Consider the following 18,120-nt stretch of genomic DNA (forward strand, 5'->3'; position numbering starts at 1 on the left):
CAGTCGCAGGAAACATTTTTTTCTGCAGACAGTTGTTCTGTAATTTCCCTGCTGATTTTTTTTGGTCCCCGGGGAATTTCATGGGCCGGGGCATCACCCATAAGTATGATTTTCTTCTGGGCATCTTCCCTCCAGTCAAGATATTTAAGGGCTGCATAAATTGCTTCATAAACAGCTTCCGGAATATCTCCACCTTCATTTCCCTTTATGTAAACACCATCAATATTGCGGTAAAAAGCCTTCATGTCTGTGGTAAAGTGATAGATTTTTACAGGCAGGTTCTTGTAAAGATAGGAGTCACCAAAATCCCTGTATAAAATTAAGGCAACCCTGAGGTCTGTCCAGGAAGGGTATGACTTTATAAACTGAGGCAGCCATACTTTTCTTATAACATCAAGTTCTTCTACCATGCTGCCGGTTGTGTCTATGGCAAAAACAAGATCTGCTTTTTTAGATTTATCCAGTTCACCTATAAGGGAATTAAGGTCTTCTTTAAGGCTTGCAGTTCCTTCAGAATAGATTACTTTTCCCCGGGAAGAAGAGGCTATTTTAGTAAAACTTTCTGCTGTATCAGGATTATAGCTTTCATCAAGTACAGGAACTTCTGCTGCAGGTTCCGGCTGTGGCTGAGGCTCTGGTTCTGATACCGGCTCTGGTTCTGTCCGGGAGACAGATGGGGAAGCCGGGGTCTTTTTCTTTATGTTAAAGTTAAACATAAATGGATTGTCCTGAAAGTTTCCTTCGTAATCTCCGTATTTTTTTGAGAAAGTGCGTATGTTTACAAAAGTATTGTTTCCTACAGTTACAGTGCCGTTTCTGGACCAGGGATAGCCGTAAACCAGAACAGGGGGAATGAATATACAGAAAGCCTGACCTAAGACAGGGTGACTTACAGGTGTTGAAGAAATAAGGGTGTAGCGGGAATAATCCGAATCAAGGAACTTGCCGTCAAGAAGGCGCTTTTCGTCTCCGTTATAAGAGTTCCAGGACTGGGCCCGGTAGGCAAAATTATCCAGTTTACCTTCAGGATCCCTTGTAGTTTCACAAAGCATAAGGCTTTCTACTGAAGATTTTTTGCGGATGTAAAGAAGAAGTCCGTCCTGATTACCGGCAGCGTCGTAATGCTTTTCTATGATTAAATCGTCCTGAGAAAGAGTGAGTTCCGGATAAAGGGGGATTTTCTTTTGTGAATTATCATCACTCTGAGAATAAAGGGGCAACATGGTAAAAATTATTAAAAAAGCCGGTAATAGTAAAAAATTCTTCCTCATGGATATATTTTCGGCATTTTGCAGGTAAATCTTGAAATTCCTTAAAAAAAGCTAAAAAAAAGCGGTAATTGCAGGGCTTAAAAAGGTAAAAACCGCCTTCTGTATTGAAATGGTTTTCAAATACGGTATAATTAGCATGGGAAGGGATTTTGAAAGCTAAACTGTTCCGGTCACACAGAAAGTTTTTGTTTGTCCTTTTCCAGATTATAAAGATTTAAAATTCGTATTTGAAAACAAGAGGGCAAAAAAATGGAAAGGATTGAGCTTCAGGAATTTGAACAGGTAAGCATCGATGAATTCTTTGATAAAGAAGACCTGATCAGTTCTATTCCAGATGGAATCATAATCTTTACCCCTCATCAGCAGGATTTAATTACAAATCTTATTGCAGCCTTGGGTAAAGACAATCCGGATAAAATTGAACGTATTCAAAGCAGACTTGACGATATAGAAAATCTGGCAAAATCCATAGCAAGGTTCCCTTCACTGCTGGAAAAAACAAACCTTACTTCTTCCCAGCGTACACCGGAAACTCTTATAGAAAGCATTATTTCTTACCAGGAAGACGGTGATACTACCCTTCACATGCCTTCAAAGGCTATTCTTGGAAAGGGATTTCTTATTACAAAGATTCACACTTTTTATTCAATGGAAAAACTTGCCAGAAACTATACTTCCATGAATGAAAAGCAGGTAAAGGAATATGCAGACGAAACTATTTCAATGATGTTTACCCTTATGGCAGAGGACGTTTACCTGAACCTGATTAAGGATAAGACAATTTCACTGGAACTTAGAAGGCAGATTGCAAACCTTTTGATAATTCTTTGGGAACATAGAAGCGACCAGACTATTTCTGACATAGCTCCCGTTCTTCAGACTGTATGGAATGCCCGCCGCCGCCTTGCTCCTGCATTTGGTACCATGATGGGAACAAGCGAACTTATTATGGTCAGCATGCAGGCAGACGAAAACTGGGCTTCTTTTATAAAAAACAGGCTTTCTACTCCGGAAGTTTCTCAGGCAATGGAAGAGTTTCTCTTTGGTATTTCCCATGAACAGGTTCTTAAACTTAAGGATATTCTGAGGAATCAGGGTGTTAAGTCCATTGGCCGTGATGAAGTAGGTGCCTACCTTGGTGAACGTGTAAAAACAGACGTCAGCCTTGACTACAGAGACTTTTACCTTCTGTATACTGTCCGCCGTGACAATGCCCGTGCAAGAAGAAGGCTGCAGCTTGAAGGACCAAAGGCAACTCTTGAGGACTACTTCATTAAATTCATCATGGAATCCAATATGGAAAAGCAGAAAAAAGACGTTCTTGCAAAGAGCTTCCAGTTTTAATTTAAGATAAATTCAATAATTTTCAACCTTGAATTCGGCATGTATAAACAGTAGAATAAGCCCATAAAAAATTCATTTATAGGGGAAAGAATAATGCCGTATTCTGATCCAACTGATCTGGCCATCGTTGCCTGTCCTGGTGGTGAAGCTTTTGCTAACGAAGTTATCACTCACCTGCGTCACATGTACAAACATCGCTACACTCTTAAGAACGATGTTATTTCCAAACGCTACGACTTAGACAAAGCTAAGCTGGTTGAACAGTCTAATCTTTACAATGACCTGTTTACGCCTGATCTGTGCATTCGTGGCAATACCGACAAGTATCGTGCACCTTCCTTTAAGGTAAACGCTTCATTCACTTACTTTGCTAATGGTGAATACAAGTGTGAACTTCAGGAATGCATCCGCGGTAAAGATGTTTATATCTTCCAGGATGTAGAAAACCATGAGCCAATTTCCATGAACAACGGAAAGAACGTAATGAGGCTCAGCGTTAACGATCATGTTATGGGTCTTTTAGTTGCAATTGATGCAATCCGTCAGGCTGGTGCCAAATCAATGACACTGGTTTTACCGGTATACCCTTATTCAAGACAGCATAAAAAGAAGGGTCGTGAAGGTCTTACAGCTTCCCTTCTTGGACATATTTATGAAAGCATGGAAGTTAAGAGAATTATTACCCTTGACCTGCACAGCCGTGAAATTGTAAACGCATTCAGCCACACACACTGTGAAAATCTTCATGCTTCTTATCAGATTATCAGGGAACTTGCTAAAGTAATCGATCTTTCTAAGGAAGACCTGGTTGTTGTTTCTCCTGATACTGGTGCCATTGACCGTAATAAATTCTATGCTACAGGACTTAAAAAGCCTCTTGCCATGATTTATAAGGAAAGAGACTATTCTGTAGTAACTCAGGATGCTAAAAATACAAACATTAAGAGCGTAAAACTTCTTGGTGACGTTAAGGGAAAGGTTGCCTTCCTTGCAGATGATATGCTTGGAACTGGTGGTACCCTCCTTAAAGCTATGGGATTCCTTCATGAACAGGGAGCTACTAAGGTAATTGCTGCCATAAGCCTTCCTTTCTTTACAGGAAATGCCATTGAACAGTTTGATGAAGCTTACAAACAGGGGCTTTTCTACAGAATCATCGGTACAAATGCTGTTTATCACGAAGAACTTCTTAAGAGGGAATGGTACATCAGTACTAACGTTTCTGGTCTCTTTGCCAACGTTATTACCCGCCTGCACCACAATCAGTCTCTTGGTGAACTTCTTGATAACCGTTCAATAATCGACAAGCTTATGAAAGTAAGCAAGCCGGCTGATAAAGATTCTGAAAAAGAAGAGGCTAAGGCTTAATATGAAACAGGTACTTTGTGCTGATATCGGAACATCATCCCTTAAAGCTGCTGTAATTGCCGAGGACGGAAGCATTCTTGCCTACAGCCGCAAAAAGTTTCTGCTTAAAAGCACAAAGTATGCTTCAAAGGAGTGGTTTCCTTCTTTTGTAAATGCCTGCCAGGATATGTTCAGTGAGAATCCTGAGCTTAAGGTAAGTGCCATCTGTATAAGCGGAAACGGCCCTACCCTTACGGCATCTACCGGAGAAACCCTCCTCTGGAATGAAGAAGCTGACTGCCCTTCTTATTCCGGAAAATCCCTTTTTATTCCCCGTATTATTACATTCAAAAACAAAATGCCTGAGGTATGGAAGGAAGCAGAAACTATATTTTCTTCTACGGAATACATGATTTACCTTTTAACAGAAAGCAAGGTTACTATTATTCCGGAAAACAGGTTTATTGACTTCTGGTGGAATAAAGAAGAACTTTTAAAGGCAGGACTTAGTGAAGAGGAATGTAAAAAACTGCCTCAGTATGCCTTTACCGGTTCTCTGGCAGGAAGACTTACCCGCAAGGCTGAATCATTCCTTTCTTTTGAAAAAAACGGACTTACTGAAGGAACACCGGTATTTTGTGGTGCTCCTGATTTTGTTTCTGCTTTAGCCGGAACTGCTACTTTAAATCCTGGTCTTTTATGTGACAGGGCTGGTTCCAGCGAAGGTATTAACCTTTGCACTCCTTCTCCTGTTTATTCTGATAAAATACGCACAATGCCTTCCGTTATTCCGGGGCTGTGGAATGCTGCAGTTCTCTTTAAGGAATCAGGATCTAAATATTCAGCCTTTAAAAAGAAGGTTGAACGGGAAGCCGGTCATGAATACCAGCACCAGGATCTTGTTCACCTTTGTCTTAGTGCAGACGGAAGCAATCAGACTTATACAGACGGCAAGTATCTTCTTACCCAGATAGCCCTGGATGTAAGGAACGCTGTTGATATTCTTAAAGAAGCCTGCGTTAACAGCAGTTTTGACTTTCCAACGGAAATGACTATTACAGGTGGTCAGGCTGCCAATGATGAATGGAATCAGCTTAAAGCAAATATTACCGGGCTTACGATAAAAGTTGCCCAGTGCCATGATGCTGAACTTACAGGCTGTGCTGTTTTTGCCTTTACTGGTCTTAAAGTATTTGAAAACTTTACCCAGGCATCCCTTGCTCTCTTTAAGGCTGCAAAGGTATTTAAACCTCAGGATTCAGAAAATAATTCCTTTTAATGAAAATCTATAAAATTCCTGAAAATCTTAAATGCCTCATTTTTGACATAGACGGTACTTTATATACCAGCGATGAATATGTTAAGGAACAGGTTGATGTTCAAATAAGGCACTGGTCTGACTTAATGGGCTGGAGTCATGAGCAGGGGCGTAAAAAAATTGCTGACTTTAGAAGTGAATGGATGAAAAGCCATGACGGACAGAAAATAAGTCTTGGGAATGCCTTTACTCATTTTGGAATTGATATTGATACAAGCATTAAATGGAGAAACCAGCTTTTAAAACCGGAAAACTATCTTACTGAAGATAAGGAAATTGTTGAGCTGATAAAAAGGCTTAAAGAAAAATACCAGCTTATTGCCGTAACTAATAATCCTCACGATGCTGCCTTTAACAACCTTAAGGCTATAGGACTTGAAAAACTGATTACTGATATTGTGGGACTGGATTCATGTAAAAAATCAAAGCCGGCTAAGGAAGTTCTGGATATGGCCTGCAGCATTACAAAAACTTCTTATGATGAGTGTCTTTCTATAGGTGACAGGTTTGACATAGACCTGGCCCTGCCCCTGGAGATTGGAATGGGGGGAGTACTTGTAGACGGTGCTCAGGACTTACTTAAACTGGAAAAGCTTATTTAATTCTTTAAAAAAAGAAAAGCCTGCCGGATTAAACTGCAATGAATGTCATTGAATTATACCGGGCAGGCTCTTATAAAGACAGGGAGTGCTTATTTAGATTCTCCTGAACCTACAAGACACATCCATTCAGCCTGGGCACAAAGAGTGTCACCAACATAAGCTTTACCGCTCTGAACTACCATGTTAGGTGTTGCACGCTTGTTTGTTACTTCCATGCGTACTGTATCTCCAGGGCGAACCTGGTGCTTAAACTTAACGTTGTTTACAGTTGCAAGGAAGAAGAGGCTTCCTTCCTTAAATTTTTTCTGAAGGCTTAAGGCAGCTCCACCACCCTGTGCCATTGTTTCAATAAGAATAACGCCTGGTACTACAGGGTATTCAGGGAAATGTCCCTTAAAGAAAAAGTCTTCTTCTGTAAATTTACGTGTACAAACACATCCGTTGTCATCATAGCTGTCGATTGAGTCTACAAATAAGAATGGTTTTCTGTGAGGTAAAAGTGATTCAATGTCTGTGAATTTTTCCATTTTTTTATCTCCTGATAATTATTCTGATATTTTAACCTTTTTACTGATAAAAGTCTTTACTGATTTTAAGCAGCCTTTTATTCAGGGCTGAATAAGTAAAAAAGCTGCCAGTTGATTTTACCGGCAGCCTTTATCTATATAAAGCTCTTTATGTTTTTGTATAAATTACTTTACTTTCTTGAATACGAGACAACCATTGTGTCCGCCGAATCCAAAGTTTGCACTCATTGCTACGTCTACGTTCATGTTAAGACCGTGGTTTGGAGTGTAGTCAAGGTCACATCCGCCTTCTACGTCTACTTCATCAAGGTTGATTGTAGCAGGAATGAATGAATCCTGAATTGCCTTAACACAAATCATTGCTTCAAGGGAACCTGCGTTTCCGAGACAGTGACCTGTCATAGACTTTGTTGAAGAAATGTGAAGCTTTGGTGCAGCATCTCCGAATGCAATGTGAAGCATTTTTGTTTCACCTGAATCATTAAGGTGTGTAGAAGTTCCGTGAGCATTGTAATATGTTACTTCTTCTGGTTTTACACCTGCATCTTTCATAGCAATAGTCATACACTTTGCACCAGGGATTCCGTTTGGATTAGGTGCTGTAAGGTGATAACCGTCTGTAGATCCGCCGTATCCTGCAACTTCTGCATAGATTTTTGCACCGCGGGCTTTTGCATGTTCATATTCTTCGAGTACGAGAATTGTTGAACCTTCACCCATGATGAATCCGTCACGCTGCTTGTCGAAAGGACGGCTTGCCTTTGAAGGATCATCTACCCATTTTGAAGAAAGGGCGTGAAGCATTGTAAAGCCAAGGTTACCGTAACCACACTGTGTTGATTCAGCACCACCTGCAAGAATTACGTCATAGCGGCCGCTGCGGATCTGATCAAGTGCATCACCGATAGCGTCTGTACCAGAAGCACAGGCTGTTGCGATTGTATGAGTTGCTCCATGAAGACCAAAGGCAAGACTGATGTTTCCTGCTGCTTCATTAGGGATAAGTTCAGGGATTGTCATTGGAGGCATACGTGTCATGTTTGAATCAAAGTATGCTTTCATTGTGTTTTCTGTTACTTCAAGACCACCAATACCTACACCAAGGTAAACTGCTGTGTCTTCAAGAATGTCAGCTTTTCCAAGAAGATCTGAATCTTCAAGAGCCATTTTTGCAGCTGCTACTGCATATCTTGAGAAGAGTCCCATTTTGCGGGCTGCACTTGAATCCATATATTTTGAAGCATCGAAATTCTTTACTTCTGCGGCATACTTTACTTTGAAAGGTGTTGCATCATAATGTGTAATTGCAGCAACTCCACTTTTTCCGTCTTTGATTGCCTGCCATGTTTCATCTACAGTGTTACCTACAGGGCTGATACAGCCTAAACCGGTTACTACTACTCTACGCATCTGTTTGTTCTCCTTAATAAATGTGAACTTCAAATTGACAAAATATCAAAAAGTGTCATTTTGTAAGATATTACAAGAAATACATTTTTTATGCAATAGGATTGAAAAATATTAAATGGTTTTCAAAATTCAATTTTAAGGATATTATCAAGGGAATATGCGGAGGTAAAATTATGGCTGATAAAATTGAAGGTTCTCTTACATTTGATATTAATTCAGGAAGTTTCTGGGTTACAAAAGAAGGCGCTCCCCTTACTCAGATTAACTTTGGAGATACTTTTGAAGTAAAGGTTGATGACAAATGGGTAGAAACAGGAATTGAAATTACTTCTGATGAAGAAGGTGCCCTGCTCTTTAAACTTAAGAATACTTCTTATTCAGGAATACTTGATGACCTTGAAGTAAGGATTTAACTTTAACTGAATAAAACTTTACTATAAAAAAAGCGGGTCTCCTTAAAGAAACCCGCCTCTATTTGTTATGGAAGGTGGTGGCAGCCGTAAAAAGCAGCCGCCATTTTTTTATGCTCCCATACCACCGTCTACACCAATAACCTGAGCTGTTACGTAAGTGCTCAAATCTGATGCAAGATAAAGTGCTGTGTTTGCAATGTCTTCTGGTGTACCTGCACGCTTAAGAAGAGTCTTGTCAATCATAATCTTCTGAAGCTCTTCTTTAAGGGCACCTGTCATGTCTGTAGCAATGAATCCTGGTGCAATTGCATTAACACGTACACCACGGCTTCCAACTTCTGCTGCAAGGGACTTTGAATAAGCAATAAGTCCGCCCTTTGAAGCTGAATAGTTAACCTGACCGCCGTTTCCGTGAACACCAACAATAGATGCCATGTTAATGATGGAACCTGTTCTCTTGCGGATCATGTCATTGGAAATAATCTGACAAACAAGAAATGCACTTGTAAGGTTAATGCGGAGAACGTCGTCCCAGTCTTCTTTCTTCATGCGGAAAGAAAGGCCGTCGCGGGTGATTCCGGCATTGTTTACAAGAACATCAAATCCACCTGCTTCTGCAAGAGCTGCCTTTACAACTTCAGTAAGCTGTTCTGCGTTTCCTACATCTGCACAGATTTCATGGAATGCTGTATTGTGGTCAGCTGCAAATTTTTCAAGATCTGCTTTTGCTGCACTTGGCTTTGAACAAAGACCCCATACTTCTGCTCCTTCACTGAGGAACTTTTCTACGATTCCACGGCCGATACCGCGGCTTGAGCCTGTTACTAAAGCTTTTTTATTTTGAAGCAACATAATTTTCTCCTTATGTAAGATTATATTAGAGAGCTGCGATTCCGTCTGCTGTATTTACAGGTACAGCTGCAAGACCTGCACCAAATTCAGTCTGACCCCAGAGTCCTGAAAGAACTTTTCCTGGTCCTGGTTCAAGAACTGCCCATTCATTAGAAGAATCTGCCTTGATGATAGATGCAAGAACTGCTTCTTCGTCTGTCCAGAGAACTGAATGAGTAAGGTGAAGTACTGCTGACTTTTTAACTTCTTCTGCGTTAGCTGCCTGCTTTCCGGTTACGTTGCTGAAAAGAGGAATCTTTGGTTCTTCAAACTGAACTGATTCAAGAACCTTGCCGAATTCATCTGCAGCTTTCTGCATAAGTGGTGAATGGAAAGGTCCTGCAACCTTAAGGCGTACAACGCGGCGGGCACCAGCTTCTGTAGCTGCCTTTTCTACTGCTGCAAGGGAATCAAATGTTCCTGAAACAACAGTCTGCTTTACGCTGTTCATGTTTGCAGCATAAGCATCTTTAATTGAAGAAGCAATTTCTACTACCTTTTCTGGAGCAAGTCCGAGAACTGCTGTCATTCCTGGTGCATGACCTTCGTTGGCTGCAGCAATTTCTTCGCAAACTTTCTGCATGATAAGACCACGCTGGCGAACTACTTTAATTACGTTTTCAAAAGAAAGAACACCTGCTGCATAAAGTGCAGGGAATTCACCAAGAGAGAATCCCATTGCTGCAGAAGGTTCAATACCCTTGTCTTTAAGTGCTGCCATAATTGCAATTGATGCTGTTGTAATTGCAAGCTGACTGTTATCTGAACGGCTTAAAGTTTCTGCATCTGATTCCCACATAAGTTTTGCAACATCAACACCTGTGATTGCAGAAACATCATCAATAACTTTTTTTGCTGATGCTGAAGATTCAGCAACATCTTTTACCATACCTGGAGCCTGAGCACCCTGTCCTGGAAATAAAAAAGCATACTTCTTTGCCATAATAAACCCCTTGTTTTATTTTGACAAATTATGTCATTTTGTCAAAGTGATGTCAACCTTAGACAACCCGGCTGAATAAAAGTGCCGGATATTACTCGTCAGTAAAGCGGCTGTGAATCTTTGCCCATTCACCTGCTGACATACCGTTCATCTCACGGAAGGTTTTCATAAAGTGCTTTACGTCACGGAAGCCGGATTTGTTTGCAACTTCGTATACTTTATAAGTGCCCATCTCCAGAAGACGCTTTGCCTGCTCCATGCGGTACTTTTTTAAGTAGTCGTTAAAATTGGTTCCTACCTGTTCCTTAAATTTTTCACTGAACCAGGTGTAATTCATGCTGACGTAATTTGCTACGGTTGCCATGGTTATGTTTTCTGAATAATGGCGGTTTACATAGGAAATGGCTTTTGTAATGTAAGGGTACTTGCCCTGCTGTTTAATAAGAAGCTGGGTAAGGTAAATTACATAATCTCCTATGTAACGCTTCCATTCTTCGTAGGAATCTACCTGGGCAATGTTTTCTATCATCAGGCTCTTAAGGTAAAGATAAGTATCGTTGTCGTGGAATTTAGGATAACGCTTAAAGAGACTGGAAACAATTTTATCATGAATATAGAGAACTGAATCTGCACATTTAGCTGTATCAGAATAATCAAGTTCAAGAAGAGAGTTCATTGTTTTTTTGATTTCGTTTTCCGAAAGAAGGTCCAGGGCTGCAATAAATTTTTCGTAGCGTAAATCAATTTCTGAAAAATCTGAAACTAAAGAATCGGCATCGTAAGTGTAAACATCATTTTGACCTGCTTCTGCAAAGAAGGAACGGAGGACACTGGAATAAGCCTGATGGTAAAGCTTACGGAGTTCAAGGACATTGTCTGAGCAGGTACTGATTCCGACTGAGTAGCCCATGTCCCTTACAATATTTATAAGGTTCTCAAGATAGTCTTTTTGAATTACAAGGCCTGTAAACTTTTTCTTACGCTCTAAAACATAGCAGAGATTTGGGTCAAGAGCAGAAAAGAATTTTTCTTCACTGGCAGAGTATAAAATTTTTACTGCAACACAGCAGAAACCGTTGAACATTTTTATATTCTTAAGGTCATCAACGGCTCCGGTTCCACCTTCTATAATAAGGGACTTTAATTTTAATTCAGTCTGAGACTGTTCAATTTTTTTTGCTGAATTAAGGGCTGAGTTTACGGCTGCAACAAGTTCCTTTGAATCTACAGGCTTTAAAATGTAAGCCAGGACTCCGGAAGAAATTGCTTCCTTTGCGTAATTAAAATCATCAAAACCTGAGAGTACAATCATGGCAGGCTTTTTAGAAAGATCCCTGACATTCTGCATAAGTTCTATTCCATCCATTACCGGCATCTTTATATCTGTAATGAGAACATCAACAGAATTATCATTTACATAGTCCAGGGCTTCTTTTCCGTTCTTTGCTTCTATTACATTAAGCTCTGCACTTATGTTATCAATGAGAATCTTTTTAATTCCGGCCCTGATTAATTTTTCATCATCAGCTACAACAATAGTAATCATTCTTTATCTCCTGAAAGTGGAAGGGGAACTTTTATAAGGGTTCCCTTGCCAGGGGTAGAATAAATCTGCAGTTTAAAATCTTCCCCGTAAAAAAGGAAAAGACGCTGCTGAATATTCTTTATGCCAATACTGCCCTGAGAATCCCTTTCGTATTTAATATCCTCAAGGTAAGTTTTTATTTCTTCAAGTTTTTCCTGACTCATACCGCAGCCAAAATCTTCTACACATAAAAAGAGCCTGTCATTTTCTACATCTACTTCAGTATAAATTTTTATAACTGAATCTTTTGCCAGAGGTTCAATTCCGTGGTAAAAAGAATTTTCTATGAAAGGCTGAACCAGCATTTTAGGTATTTCCCTTTCAAGAAGTTTTTCAGGTATTTCTGCATCAAGGGTTATTTTATAATCATTCCTTATGTTCAAAATCTTTATGTAGGAGTTAATGTATTCAAGTTCCTGAGAGAGGCTTACTGAATGTATTCTCCAGCGAAGACAGTAACGCATCATTTTTCCAAGAACCAGAATGCTTTCTGCTGTTTCGTTGTCTTCTTTAAGAAGTGCCTGCATGTGAATTGTTTCTAAAACGTTGTAGAGGAAGTGAGCATTTATCTGATTCTGCATGGCCTTCATTTCTGTGTCTGCAATGAGGTGCTCTTCGTTTTTAATCATTTCAATCTGGTTTTTAATTTTTTCTACCATAGTATTGAAAGTTTTTTGAGTAAGACTTATTTCATCAATATTAGAAGAGACTTCAAGAGTTACATCCAGATTGCCGGAGCGGACTTCTTTCATTCCGTCTATGATTGAATAAACTCCTCCCAGCATTCTTGTAGTTATGTAGGCAATAACTGTAAAGAAAAAAATCATTGTTGATACAAGACCAAAAACAAAACCTATGTAAATGATAATCATGTGGGTTTCTAAAATTGGCATATATTTTGAATGAAGTATAAGCAGATTAAGTTCCGGAAGAAGACCGATAGAACCAATATAACTTTTGCCATTGGAAGAAAATTTTATAATGTCACCCTGAGAAAATTTTCCATACTTTTTTTGAATTGTATGGAGGGCCTGATAATCCAGGGAGCATTTATTTTTTATCTGGCCGGTTTGAAAAGTTGACAAATCTCCGTGTTCGTTTACTTTAAGAAGGCAGAAACTTTCTCCTTTTAAATTCTTTTCAAACATAAAGGGAAAAAACTTTTTTGCATCTGCTGAAATCTGAAGAAAACCAACTTTATGTTTACCATTATAAAGTTTTCTTGTTGAACAAACTGATGAAGGTTCCTTAAATCTCTGGGAAAAAATATAGGAAGGAGTATAATCGAAATCCCAGCGTTCAAGGCTATCAAGATCTGTTCTTGATGAATTAAAGAGTACTGGAAAGCGTTCAGGTACATGAGGATTGTCTGCAAAGATTCTTAAGGAAGATAAATCTGATTCAACTGCAAGAATTTTCTCAAGGGAATCTGTGGCAGAAATTACTGTATCTATTGTATCAAGTTCACTATATTCATCAGGGGACATAAGAAAAGAAAGAAGTTCCGCATTTGTCTTAATCATTTTTTCTATTCTGTCAAAATGTTCCATACGGCGCTGTAATTGTGACACTTCTGCCAAAACCATCTGGCGGCAGTTATTTTCTACTTCCCTCTTATAGGAATTTTTATAAACTGCAATGAGGATTATAAATATGATGGAAAGAGGAATGATTACAATACAGGTGTAAATCATTACAAGCCTTTTTGAGAAATGGTGATTATTTAATCCACTGCCGATTTTTTTTAATAACATCCTTTACACCTACGAATTATTTTCACTTCTGACCGAAATTTTTCACAGTCATCTATTTTTCATTGTAGTGTCAAAATTTCGGTTTTGCAAATATTTGCTGACATAATCGGAGAATTGATAACTATTTTCTATTATATTCAGGTGATATACTTTTTCTTATCTGTAAATGGGGGAATTATATGTCTTTTACAAATTTGATTTTTCAGTCTGCTGCAGAAGGTTGTGTACTTCTTAAAAATGAAGAAGAAATGCTGCCATTAAAAAGAGGTGACAGTGTTTGTGTTTTTGGAAGATGTCAGAAAGACTTTTATAAAAGCGGAATGGGTTCCGGGGGTTCTGTCCACGTAATTTATTCTACTATTTTAATAGATGAACTTTTGAAAGCTGAAAATGAAAGCGGTGTAAAAATTGACAGAAAGCTTGCTGACCTTTACGAAGAATGGCACAAAAAAAATCCTTTTGATAACGGTGGCGGACAGTGGGCAGGTGAACCATGGAGTCAGAAAGAAATGCCTGTCTCAAAAGACCTGGCTGAAGAATATGCAAAGAATAACAGCAAGGCTCTTTATGTAATAGGTAGAAATGCTGGAGAAGACAAGGACTTAAAAAGTGTAAAAGGCAGCTGGTACCTGTCAGATACAGAATACGAAAATCTTGTAAACATTTGTTCTGCCTTTGAAAATGTTGCCGTAATTTTTAATACCTGCGGCATAATGGATACATCTTTTATAGAAGATTCTGCATTTAAAGGTCATATAAAGGCTGCCTCTTATGTATGGATGGGAGGAATGGAAGCAGGTTCTTCTACTGCAGCCCTTCTTCTTGGAAAAGAAAACTTTTCCGGAAAACTTACAGATACTATTGCTAAAAATATTGAAGACTATCCTTCTACAAAAAACTTTGGTAATGAAAAAGAAAATATTTACCAGGAAGACATATACGTCGGATACAGATATTTTAATACCTTTGCTAAAGATAAAATCCTCTACCCTTTTGGTTATGGTTTAAGCTATACGGAATTTAAAAGTGAAATTATTGATGCTTACATTACTGACCTTGATGTTACAGTAAAGGCAAAAATTACAAACACCGGTAAGTGCTCAGGAAAAGATGTTCTTGAAGTTTATGTAGAAGCTCCACAAGGAAAACTGGGAAAGGCTTCAAGAGTTCTTGCTGGTTTTACAAAAACTTCCCTGCTTAAAAGCGGACAGAGTGAAGAAGTATGCATAAAGTTTAACCTTAAAGACTCTGCTTCTTATGATGACTGTGGAGTTACAGGTTCTCCTTACTGCTGGATTCTTGAAGCAGGAAAATATTTTGTTTATGCAGGAAGTGATTCCCTTAGTGCAGAAAAAATTAATATCGGAAATAAAGACTGCATTGAACTAAATGAAAATGTTATCGTTACCAAATGCAGGCAGGCCGGAGCACCTTATAAAAAATTCCAGAGAATGATTAATAAGGAAGGCAGTTCCTCTTATGAAGATGTTCCGCTCAACAAAAATGACCTGAATAAAATCATTCATGAAAATCTTCCGCCACAGATTCCTTTTACAGGAGACAAGGGCATTTCTTTTGATGATGTAAAAAAAGATCCTGTTTTACTTGAATCCTTTATCGGACAGCTTGACGTTAAGGAATTAGCAACTATTGTTCGTGGTGAAGGAATGATGAGTGCAAAAGTTACAATGGGTATTACTGCTGCCTATGGTGGTTTAAGTGAAAAGCTTCATGATTACAAAATACCTGTTGCCGGATGTGCAGACGGCCCTTCGGGAATCCGTGTTGATACAGGAAGGGAAGCAAGCCTTATGCCTATAGGAACTCAGCTTGCCTGCAGCTGGAACCTTGCTCTTGTTGAAGAACTTTTTGTTGAAGAAGGAAAAGAACTGGTTCAGTATCAGATTGATTCACTTTTAGGCCCTGGAATTAACATTCACAGGAATCCACTTAACGGACGCAACTTTGAATACTTTAGTGAAGACCCTTATCTTACCGGAGTAATGGCAGCTGTGCAGATAAGGGGATTAAAGAAGGGAGGCTCAAGCGGAACCATAAAACATTACGCATGTAACTCTCAGGAACTTTGCAGAAACTCCAGTGACTCTGTACTTTCAGAAAGGGCTTTAAGGGAAATCTATCTTAAGGCTTTTGAAATTGTTGTTAAGGATAAAAACCTTGTATCTTTAATGACAAGCTATAATCCTGTAAACGGACACTGGTCTGCTTCTAACTACGAAACTGTAAATATGATTCTTCGTCAGGAATGGAAATACAAGGGTCTTGTAATGACAGACTGGTGGGCAAAAATGAATCACTGTGTTAAAGGTGGAGAAGCTTCAATAAAGAATACGGCTTATATGATCCGTGCCCGTAATGATATTTACATGATCGTTGACAATGACACTGCAGAAAGCAATGGTTATGGCGACAATATTGAAAAGGCTCTTGCAGAAGGAGAACTTACTCTGGGTGAACTTCAGCTTTGTGTAAAGGATATACTTAGATTTATTCTTCAGGCTCCTGTAAGTAAAAGACCTTTGAGGGCCCTTAAAGAAATACTTGAATTTAGTCCTGCAAATACAGCTGTTCCATCAGATGGAAAGATTGTAAATGAAAAGGATGACTTTGTTCCTGATGAAAATACCTGGCTTAAAGTTGAACACAAGGGTGTGTTTAATATCAGCGGAACTTACATAAAGGAAAGCGATGATTTAAGTCAGTCTGTTTCTAATATTATGATAGACGGACAGCCGGCAGCTTCTCTTGAGTGCAGAAGTACTGCGGGAATATTTACAACTGTAAATGCTTCTCAGGTAATTTTGAATCCTGGAATCTATCACCTTACTCTTGAACATACAAAGCCTGGCATTACTGTAAGTAAGATTTCCTTTAACTCCCAGGTTATTACACCTGTTTCTATGGGTGTAATAAAATAAACTCATCAGGTTTTAACGCCCTGAATTACGGGAATTAAAACATCATCTTTCTTCTACAAGTACCGGAATCGTAAACAGAATTTCATGATTCCGGTACTTTTTTTTATTTAACTTCAGCCGGATAAAAAAGAAATTCCCCGTCTGCGGATAATTAAGGAGAAGTGCAGACGGGGGACGGATTGAGAACAAAGTAAAAATTCTACTAAATTATTTTATTCATTTGAAACAGCTTTTCCACCTTCAAAAGTAACAGTACTCTGATAAGACTTGTCACCAAATGTTGCCGTTATCCGTAAGGTTGCATCGTCATGTCCTCCAGAAGGAAGAGTTGCATAAAGACGGAATTTATCTCCTTCCCAAGCATTATATTCAACTGGTGTAACCGCAAGAACTTCGTTTGTCTTTGTATCAGTAAAAACAAATTCCATCTCATTTTCAAACTTATTCTTTACAGCCATTTTAATTATACTGTTGTCAAGATATATGAATATCTGGTTTCCTCCGATTGAAGTATCGTTTACGAGGACTGGTACAACATCATAAGAAACAGAACCTGCTTCAACAACATTAAGCGTTGCACTTGACGAAATACTTTCATCATCGTTATAAGTTACTGTTACCGTTACAGTTCCTACAGCGTCGCCTACAGTCACTTTATTACCATTAACTGTGGCATTATCTGTAGCAAAGGTACATTTATCAGTAATATCTACACCATATTTGGTATCTTTTACAGTAAATGTAACTTCACTTCCAGTTTCAACAGTTTTTGTTGCAGGACTTACGACAAGAGCCTCAGGTACAAATTCAAACTGGTATATACCATCCTTGAAGACAGCCTCGCCCTTGTAATTTTTGCCGTTGAATGTTCCAACAACATCTACTTTAAGATTAGCATAAGCAGCACCAAATACAAGATAAAGTCTTACTGTGTTTGCACCATAGTCATTGAATTCCTTTGTGTTAATGCCAACCTCATTTCCAGTTGCCGTATCCGTTACCGTAACTTCAACTTTGCTTGCATCAGTTCCACTAATTCCGAGATTTGTGTTGTCAAGGTAAAGCCACACACTTGCACCTTCAACCTTTGTCTGCATATTTCCCTTAGGAAGAATTGGAAGAGATTCATACACAATCTCTCCTGCAAGGGCTGTTACAGCTATAGTTGTCTTCACTGTCAAACTGTTATCATAAGATACAGTTACTGTCGCTTCACCATCTTTTACCCATGAAAGAACAAGTTCAGTTCCTTCAATTTTAGCAGTTACCACTTCATCATCAGAAGAAGCTGCAGACATTTTTGCTGCATCAAAATCTAAAATCTCATCGTAAGCAATGGCAACTCTGGCAGTACCGTTTTTTTCAACTTCTACATTTTCTTTTGCAAGAATGAGTTTAGGATTAAGAACAGCTTCTTCTATAGTAAGGGATGTTACTTCTGTTGTTGAACCACTGGCTGTTACATTTGAATCTGTGTAGGCTGCAGTTAAATCATAATAACCATTATCTGCCTTTACACGGAATGAAAGTGAAGCTGATGTTCCGCGGAATGTTGCACCACTGTTTGAAACAACCATGAATGTTGTTGCAGTATCTCCTGCTGTTACATTCTGAACTGTTTCGTAAGAAGAGTTAATGCTGAATTTTGCTTTTGAAACTTCTGTTACTTTATATGCTGCATCAGTCCATGAAATCTTTCCGTAGAAGAAGGCACCGTTGTTTTCTTTGTTGTAAAGTTCAACTGTATATACGGAAGAAACATCTTCCTTATCAGGA

At 38.9% G+C, this 18,120-nt stretch carries 14 protein-coding genes; 6 read left to right on the plus strand and 8 right to left on the minus strand.

Going from position 1 to position 18,120, the window contains the following annotated elements; all coding sequences use genetic code 11:
- Positions 1–1,223: vWA domain-containing protein (locus tag K6D58_RS03775; RefSeq protein WP_296827774.1), on the minus strand; the 1,223-nt coding region annotated here is incomplete at its 3' end.
- A 297-nt stretch (positions 1,224–1,520) separates the two neighbouring features.
- Between K6D58_RS03775 and K6D58_RS03780 the strand changes: the two genes are divergently transcribed.
- The 4 genes from K6D58_RS03780 (at position 1,521) to K6D58_RS03795 (ending at position 5,882) form a co-directional block, all read left to right on the plus strand.
- Positions 1,521–2,615, plus strand: coding sequence for a hypothetical protein (locus tag K6D58_RS03780; protein ID WP_296827777.1), 1,095 nt, complete (start codon positions 1,521–1,523; stop codon positions 2,613–2,615).
- Between the two features lie 93 nt (positions 2,616–2,708).
- Positions 2,709–3,983 (plus strand): ribose-phosphate diphosphokinase, encoded by a 1,275-nt coding sequence (gene prs / locus K6D58_RS03785; protein ID WP_296827779.1) that lies wholly within the window; start codon positions 2,709–2,711, stop codon positions 3,981–3,983.
- 1 nt (position 3,984) lies between these two features.
- Entirely contained in the window at positions 3,985–5,241 is a 1,257-nt protein-coding gene (locus K6D58_RS03790; RefSeq protein ID WP_296827782.1) for an FGGY-family carbohydrate kinase, read from the plus strand.
- The gene (locus K6D58_RS03795; protein WP_296827784.1) at positions 5,241–5,882 is read left to right on the plus strand and encodes an HAD family hydrolase; all 642 of its coding nucleotides are present in this window, start codon (positions 5,241–5,243) and stop codon (positions 5,880–5,882) included. The genes K6D58_RS03790 and K6D58_RS03795 overlap by 1 nt, the downstream gene beginning before the upstream one ends.
- Before the next feature lie 89 nt (positions 5,883–5,971).
- Here K6D58_RS03795 and fabZ read toward each other — a convergent pair whose 3' ends face one another.
- On the minus strand, positions 5,972–6,409 hold the full coding sequence (fabZ, locus tag K6D58_RS03800; RefSeq protein ID WP_296827785.1) for a 3-hydroxyacyl-ACP dehydratase FabZ: 438 nt from the start codon (positions 6,407–6,409) through the stop codon (positions 5,972–5,974).
- 165 nt (positions 6,410–6,574) lie between these two features.
- A complete protein-coding gene (gene fabF / locus K6D58_RS03805; RefSeq protein WP_296827788.1) occupies positions 6,575–7,819 on the minus strand; it encodes a beta-ketoacyl-ACP synthase II in 1,245 nt (414 codons plus the stop codon).
- A 173-nt stretch (positions 7,820–7,992) separates the two neighbouring features.
- On the opposite strand from fabF, the gene K6D58_RS03810 reads away from it, so the two are divergent.
- Positions 7,993–8,232 carry a DUF5348 domain-containing protein gene (locus K6D58_RS03810; protein ID WP_296827790.1) on the plus strand — a complete coding sequence of 80 codons (240 nt, stop codon included), beginning with the start codon at positions 7,993–7,995 and terminating at the stop codon, positions 8,230–8,232.
- A gap of 108 nt (positions 8,233–8,340) precedes the next feature.
- Here the strand turns inward: K6D58_RS03810 and fabG are convergent, their stop codons facing one another.
- From fabG to K6D58_RS03830, 4 genes are all read right to left on the minus strand, one after another.
- On the minus strand, positions 8,341–9,084 hold the full coding sequence (gene fabG, locus K6D58_RS03815; RefSeq protein ID WP_296827793.1) for a 3-oxoacyl-ACP reductase FabG: 744 nt from the start codon (positions 9,082–9,084) through the stop codon (positions 8,341–8,343).
- A gap of 25 nt (positions 9,085–9,109) precedes the next feature.
- Positions 9,110–10,066, minus strand: a complete 957-nt coding sequence (locus K6D58_RS03820) for an ACP S-malonyltransferase (protein ID WP_296827796.1) — start codon at positions 10,064–10,066, stop codon at positions 9,110–9,112.
- A gap of 91 nt (positions 10,067–10,157) precedes the next feature.
- Positions 10,158–11,612: a response regulator transcription factor gene (locus K6D58_RS03825; protein ID WP_296827798.1), complete on the minus strand. Its 1,455-nt coding sequence runs from the start codon at positions 11,610–11,612 to the stop codon at positions 10,158–10,160.
- Positions 11,609–13,405 (minus strand): sensor histidine kinase, encoded by a 1,797-nt coding sequence (locus tag K6D58_RS03830; protein WP_296827801.1) that lies wholly within the window; start codon positions 13,403–13,405, stop codon positions 11,609–11,611. The genes K6D58_RS03825 and K6D58_RS03830 overlap by 4 nt, the downstream gene beginning before the upstream one ends.
- A 179-nt stretch (positions 13,406–13,584) precedes the next feature.
- Here K6D58_RS03830 and K6D58_RS03835 point away from each other — a divergent pair, with 179 nt between their 5' ends.
- Complete coding sequence (locus K6D58_RS03835; RefSeq protein ID WP_296827803.1) at positions 13,585–16,344, plus strand: glycoside hydrolase family 3 C-terminal domain-containing protein; 2,760 nt, start codon at positions 13,585–13,587, stop codon at positions 16,342–16,344.
- Between the two features lie 212 nt (positions 16,345–16,556).
- On the opposite strand, the gene K6D58_RS03840 is transcribed toward K6D58_RS03835, so the two are convergent.
- On the minus strand, positions 16,557–18,120 hold a 1,564-nt coding region (locus tag K6D58_RS03840; protein WP_296827805.1), incomplete at its 5' end, for a hypothetical protein.

The sequence above is a fragment of the Treponema sp. genome (assembly GCF_024696245.1).
Lineage (GTDB): Bacteria > Spirochaetota > Spirochaetia > Treponematales > Treponemataceae > Treponema_D.

Coding starts and splice junctions, on each gene's coding strand:
- K6D58_RS03780 (WP_296827777.1), top strand. CDS start 1,521: ATGGAAAGGATTGAGCTTCAGGAATTTGAACAGGTAAGCATCGATGAA.
- prs (WP_296827779.1), top strand. CDS start 2,709: ATGCCGTATTCTGATCCAACTGATCTGGCCATCGTTGCCTGTCCTGGT.
- K6D58_RS03790 (WP_296827782.1), top strand. CDS start 3,985: ATGAAACAGGTACTTTGTGCTGATATCGGAACATCATCCCTTAAAGCT.
- K6D58_RS03795 (WP_296827784.1), top strand. CDS start 5,241: ATGAAAATCTATAAAATTCCTGAAAATCTTAAATGCCTCATTTTTGAC.
- fabZ (WP_296827785.1), bottom strand. CDS start 6,409: ATGGAAAAATTCACAGACATTGAATCACTTTTACCTCACAGAAAACCA.
- fabF (WP_296827788.1), bottom strand. CDS start 7,819: ATGCGTAGAGTAGTAGTAACCGGTTTAGGCTGTATCAGCCCTGTAGGT.
- K6D58_RS03810 (WP_296827790.1), top strand. CDS start 7,993: ATGGCTGATAAAATTGAAGGTTCTCTTACATTTGATATTAATTCAGGA.
- fabG (WP_296827793.1), bottom strand. CDS start 9,084: ATGTTGCTTCAAAATAAAAAAGCTTTAGTAACAGGCTCAAGCCGCGGT.
- K6D58_RS03820 (WP_296827796.1), bottom strand. CDS start 10,066: ATGGCAAAGAAGTATGCTTTTTTATTTCCAGGACAGGGTGCTCAGGCT.
- K6D58_RS03825 (WP_296827798.1), bottom strand. CDS start 11,612: ATGATTACTATTGTTGTAGCTGATGATGAAAAATTAATCAGGGCCGGA.
- K6D58_RS03830 (WP_296827801.1), bottom strand. CDS start 13,405: ATGTTATTAAAAAAAATCGGCAGTGGATTAAATAATCACCATTTCTCA.
- K6D58_RS03835 (WP_296827803.1), top strand. CDS start 13,585: ATGTCTTTTACAAATTTGATTTTTCAGTCTGCTGCAGAAGGTTGTGTA.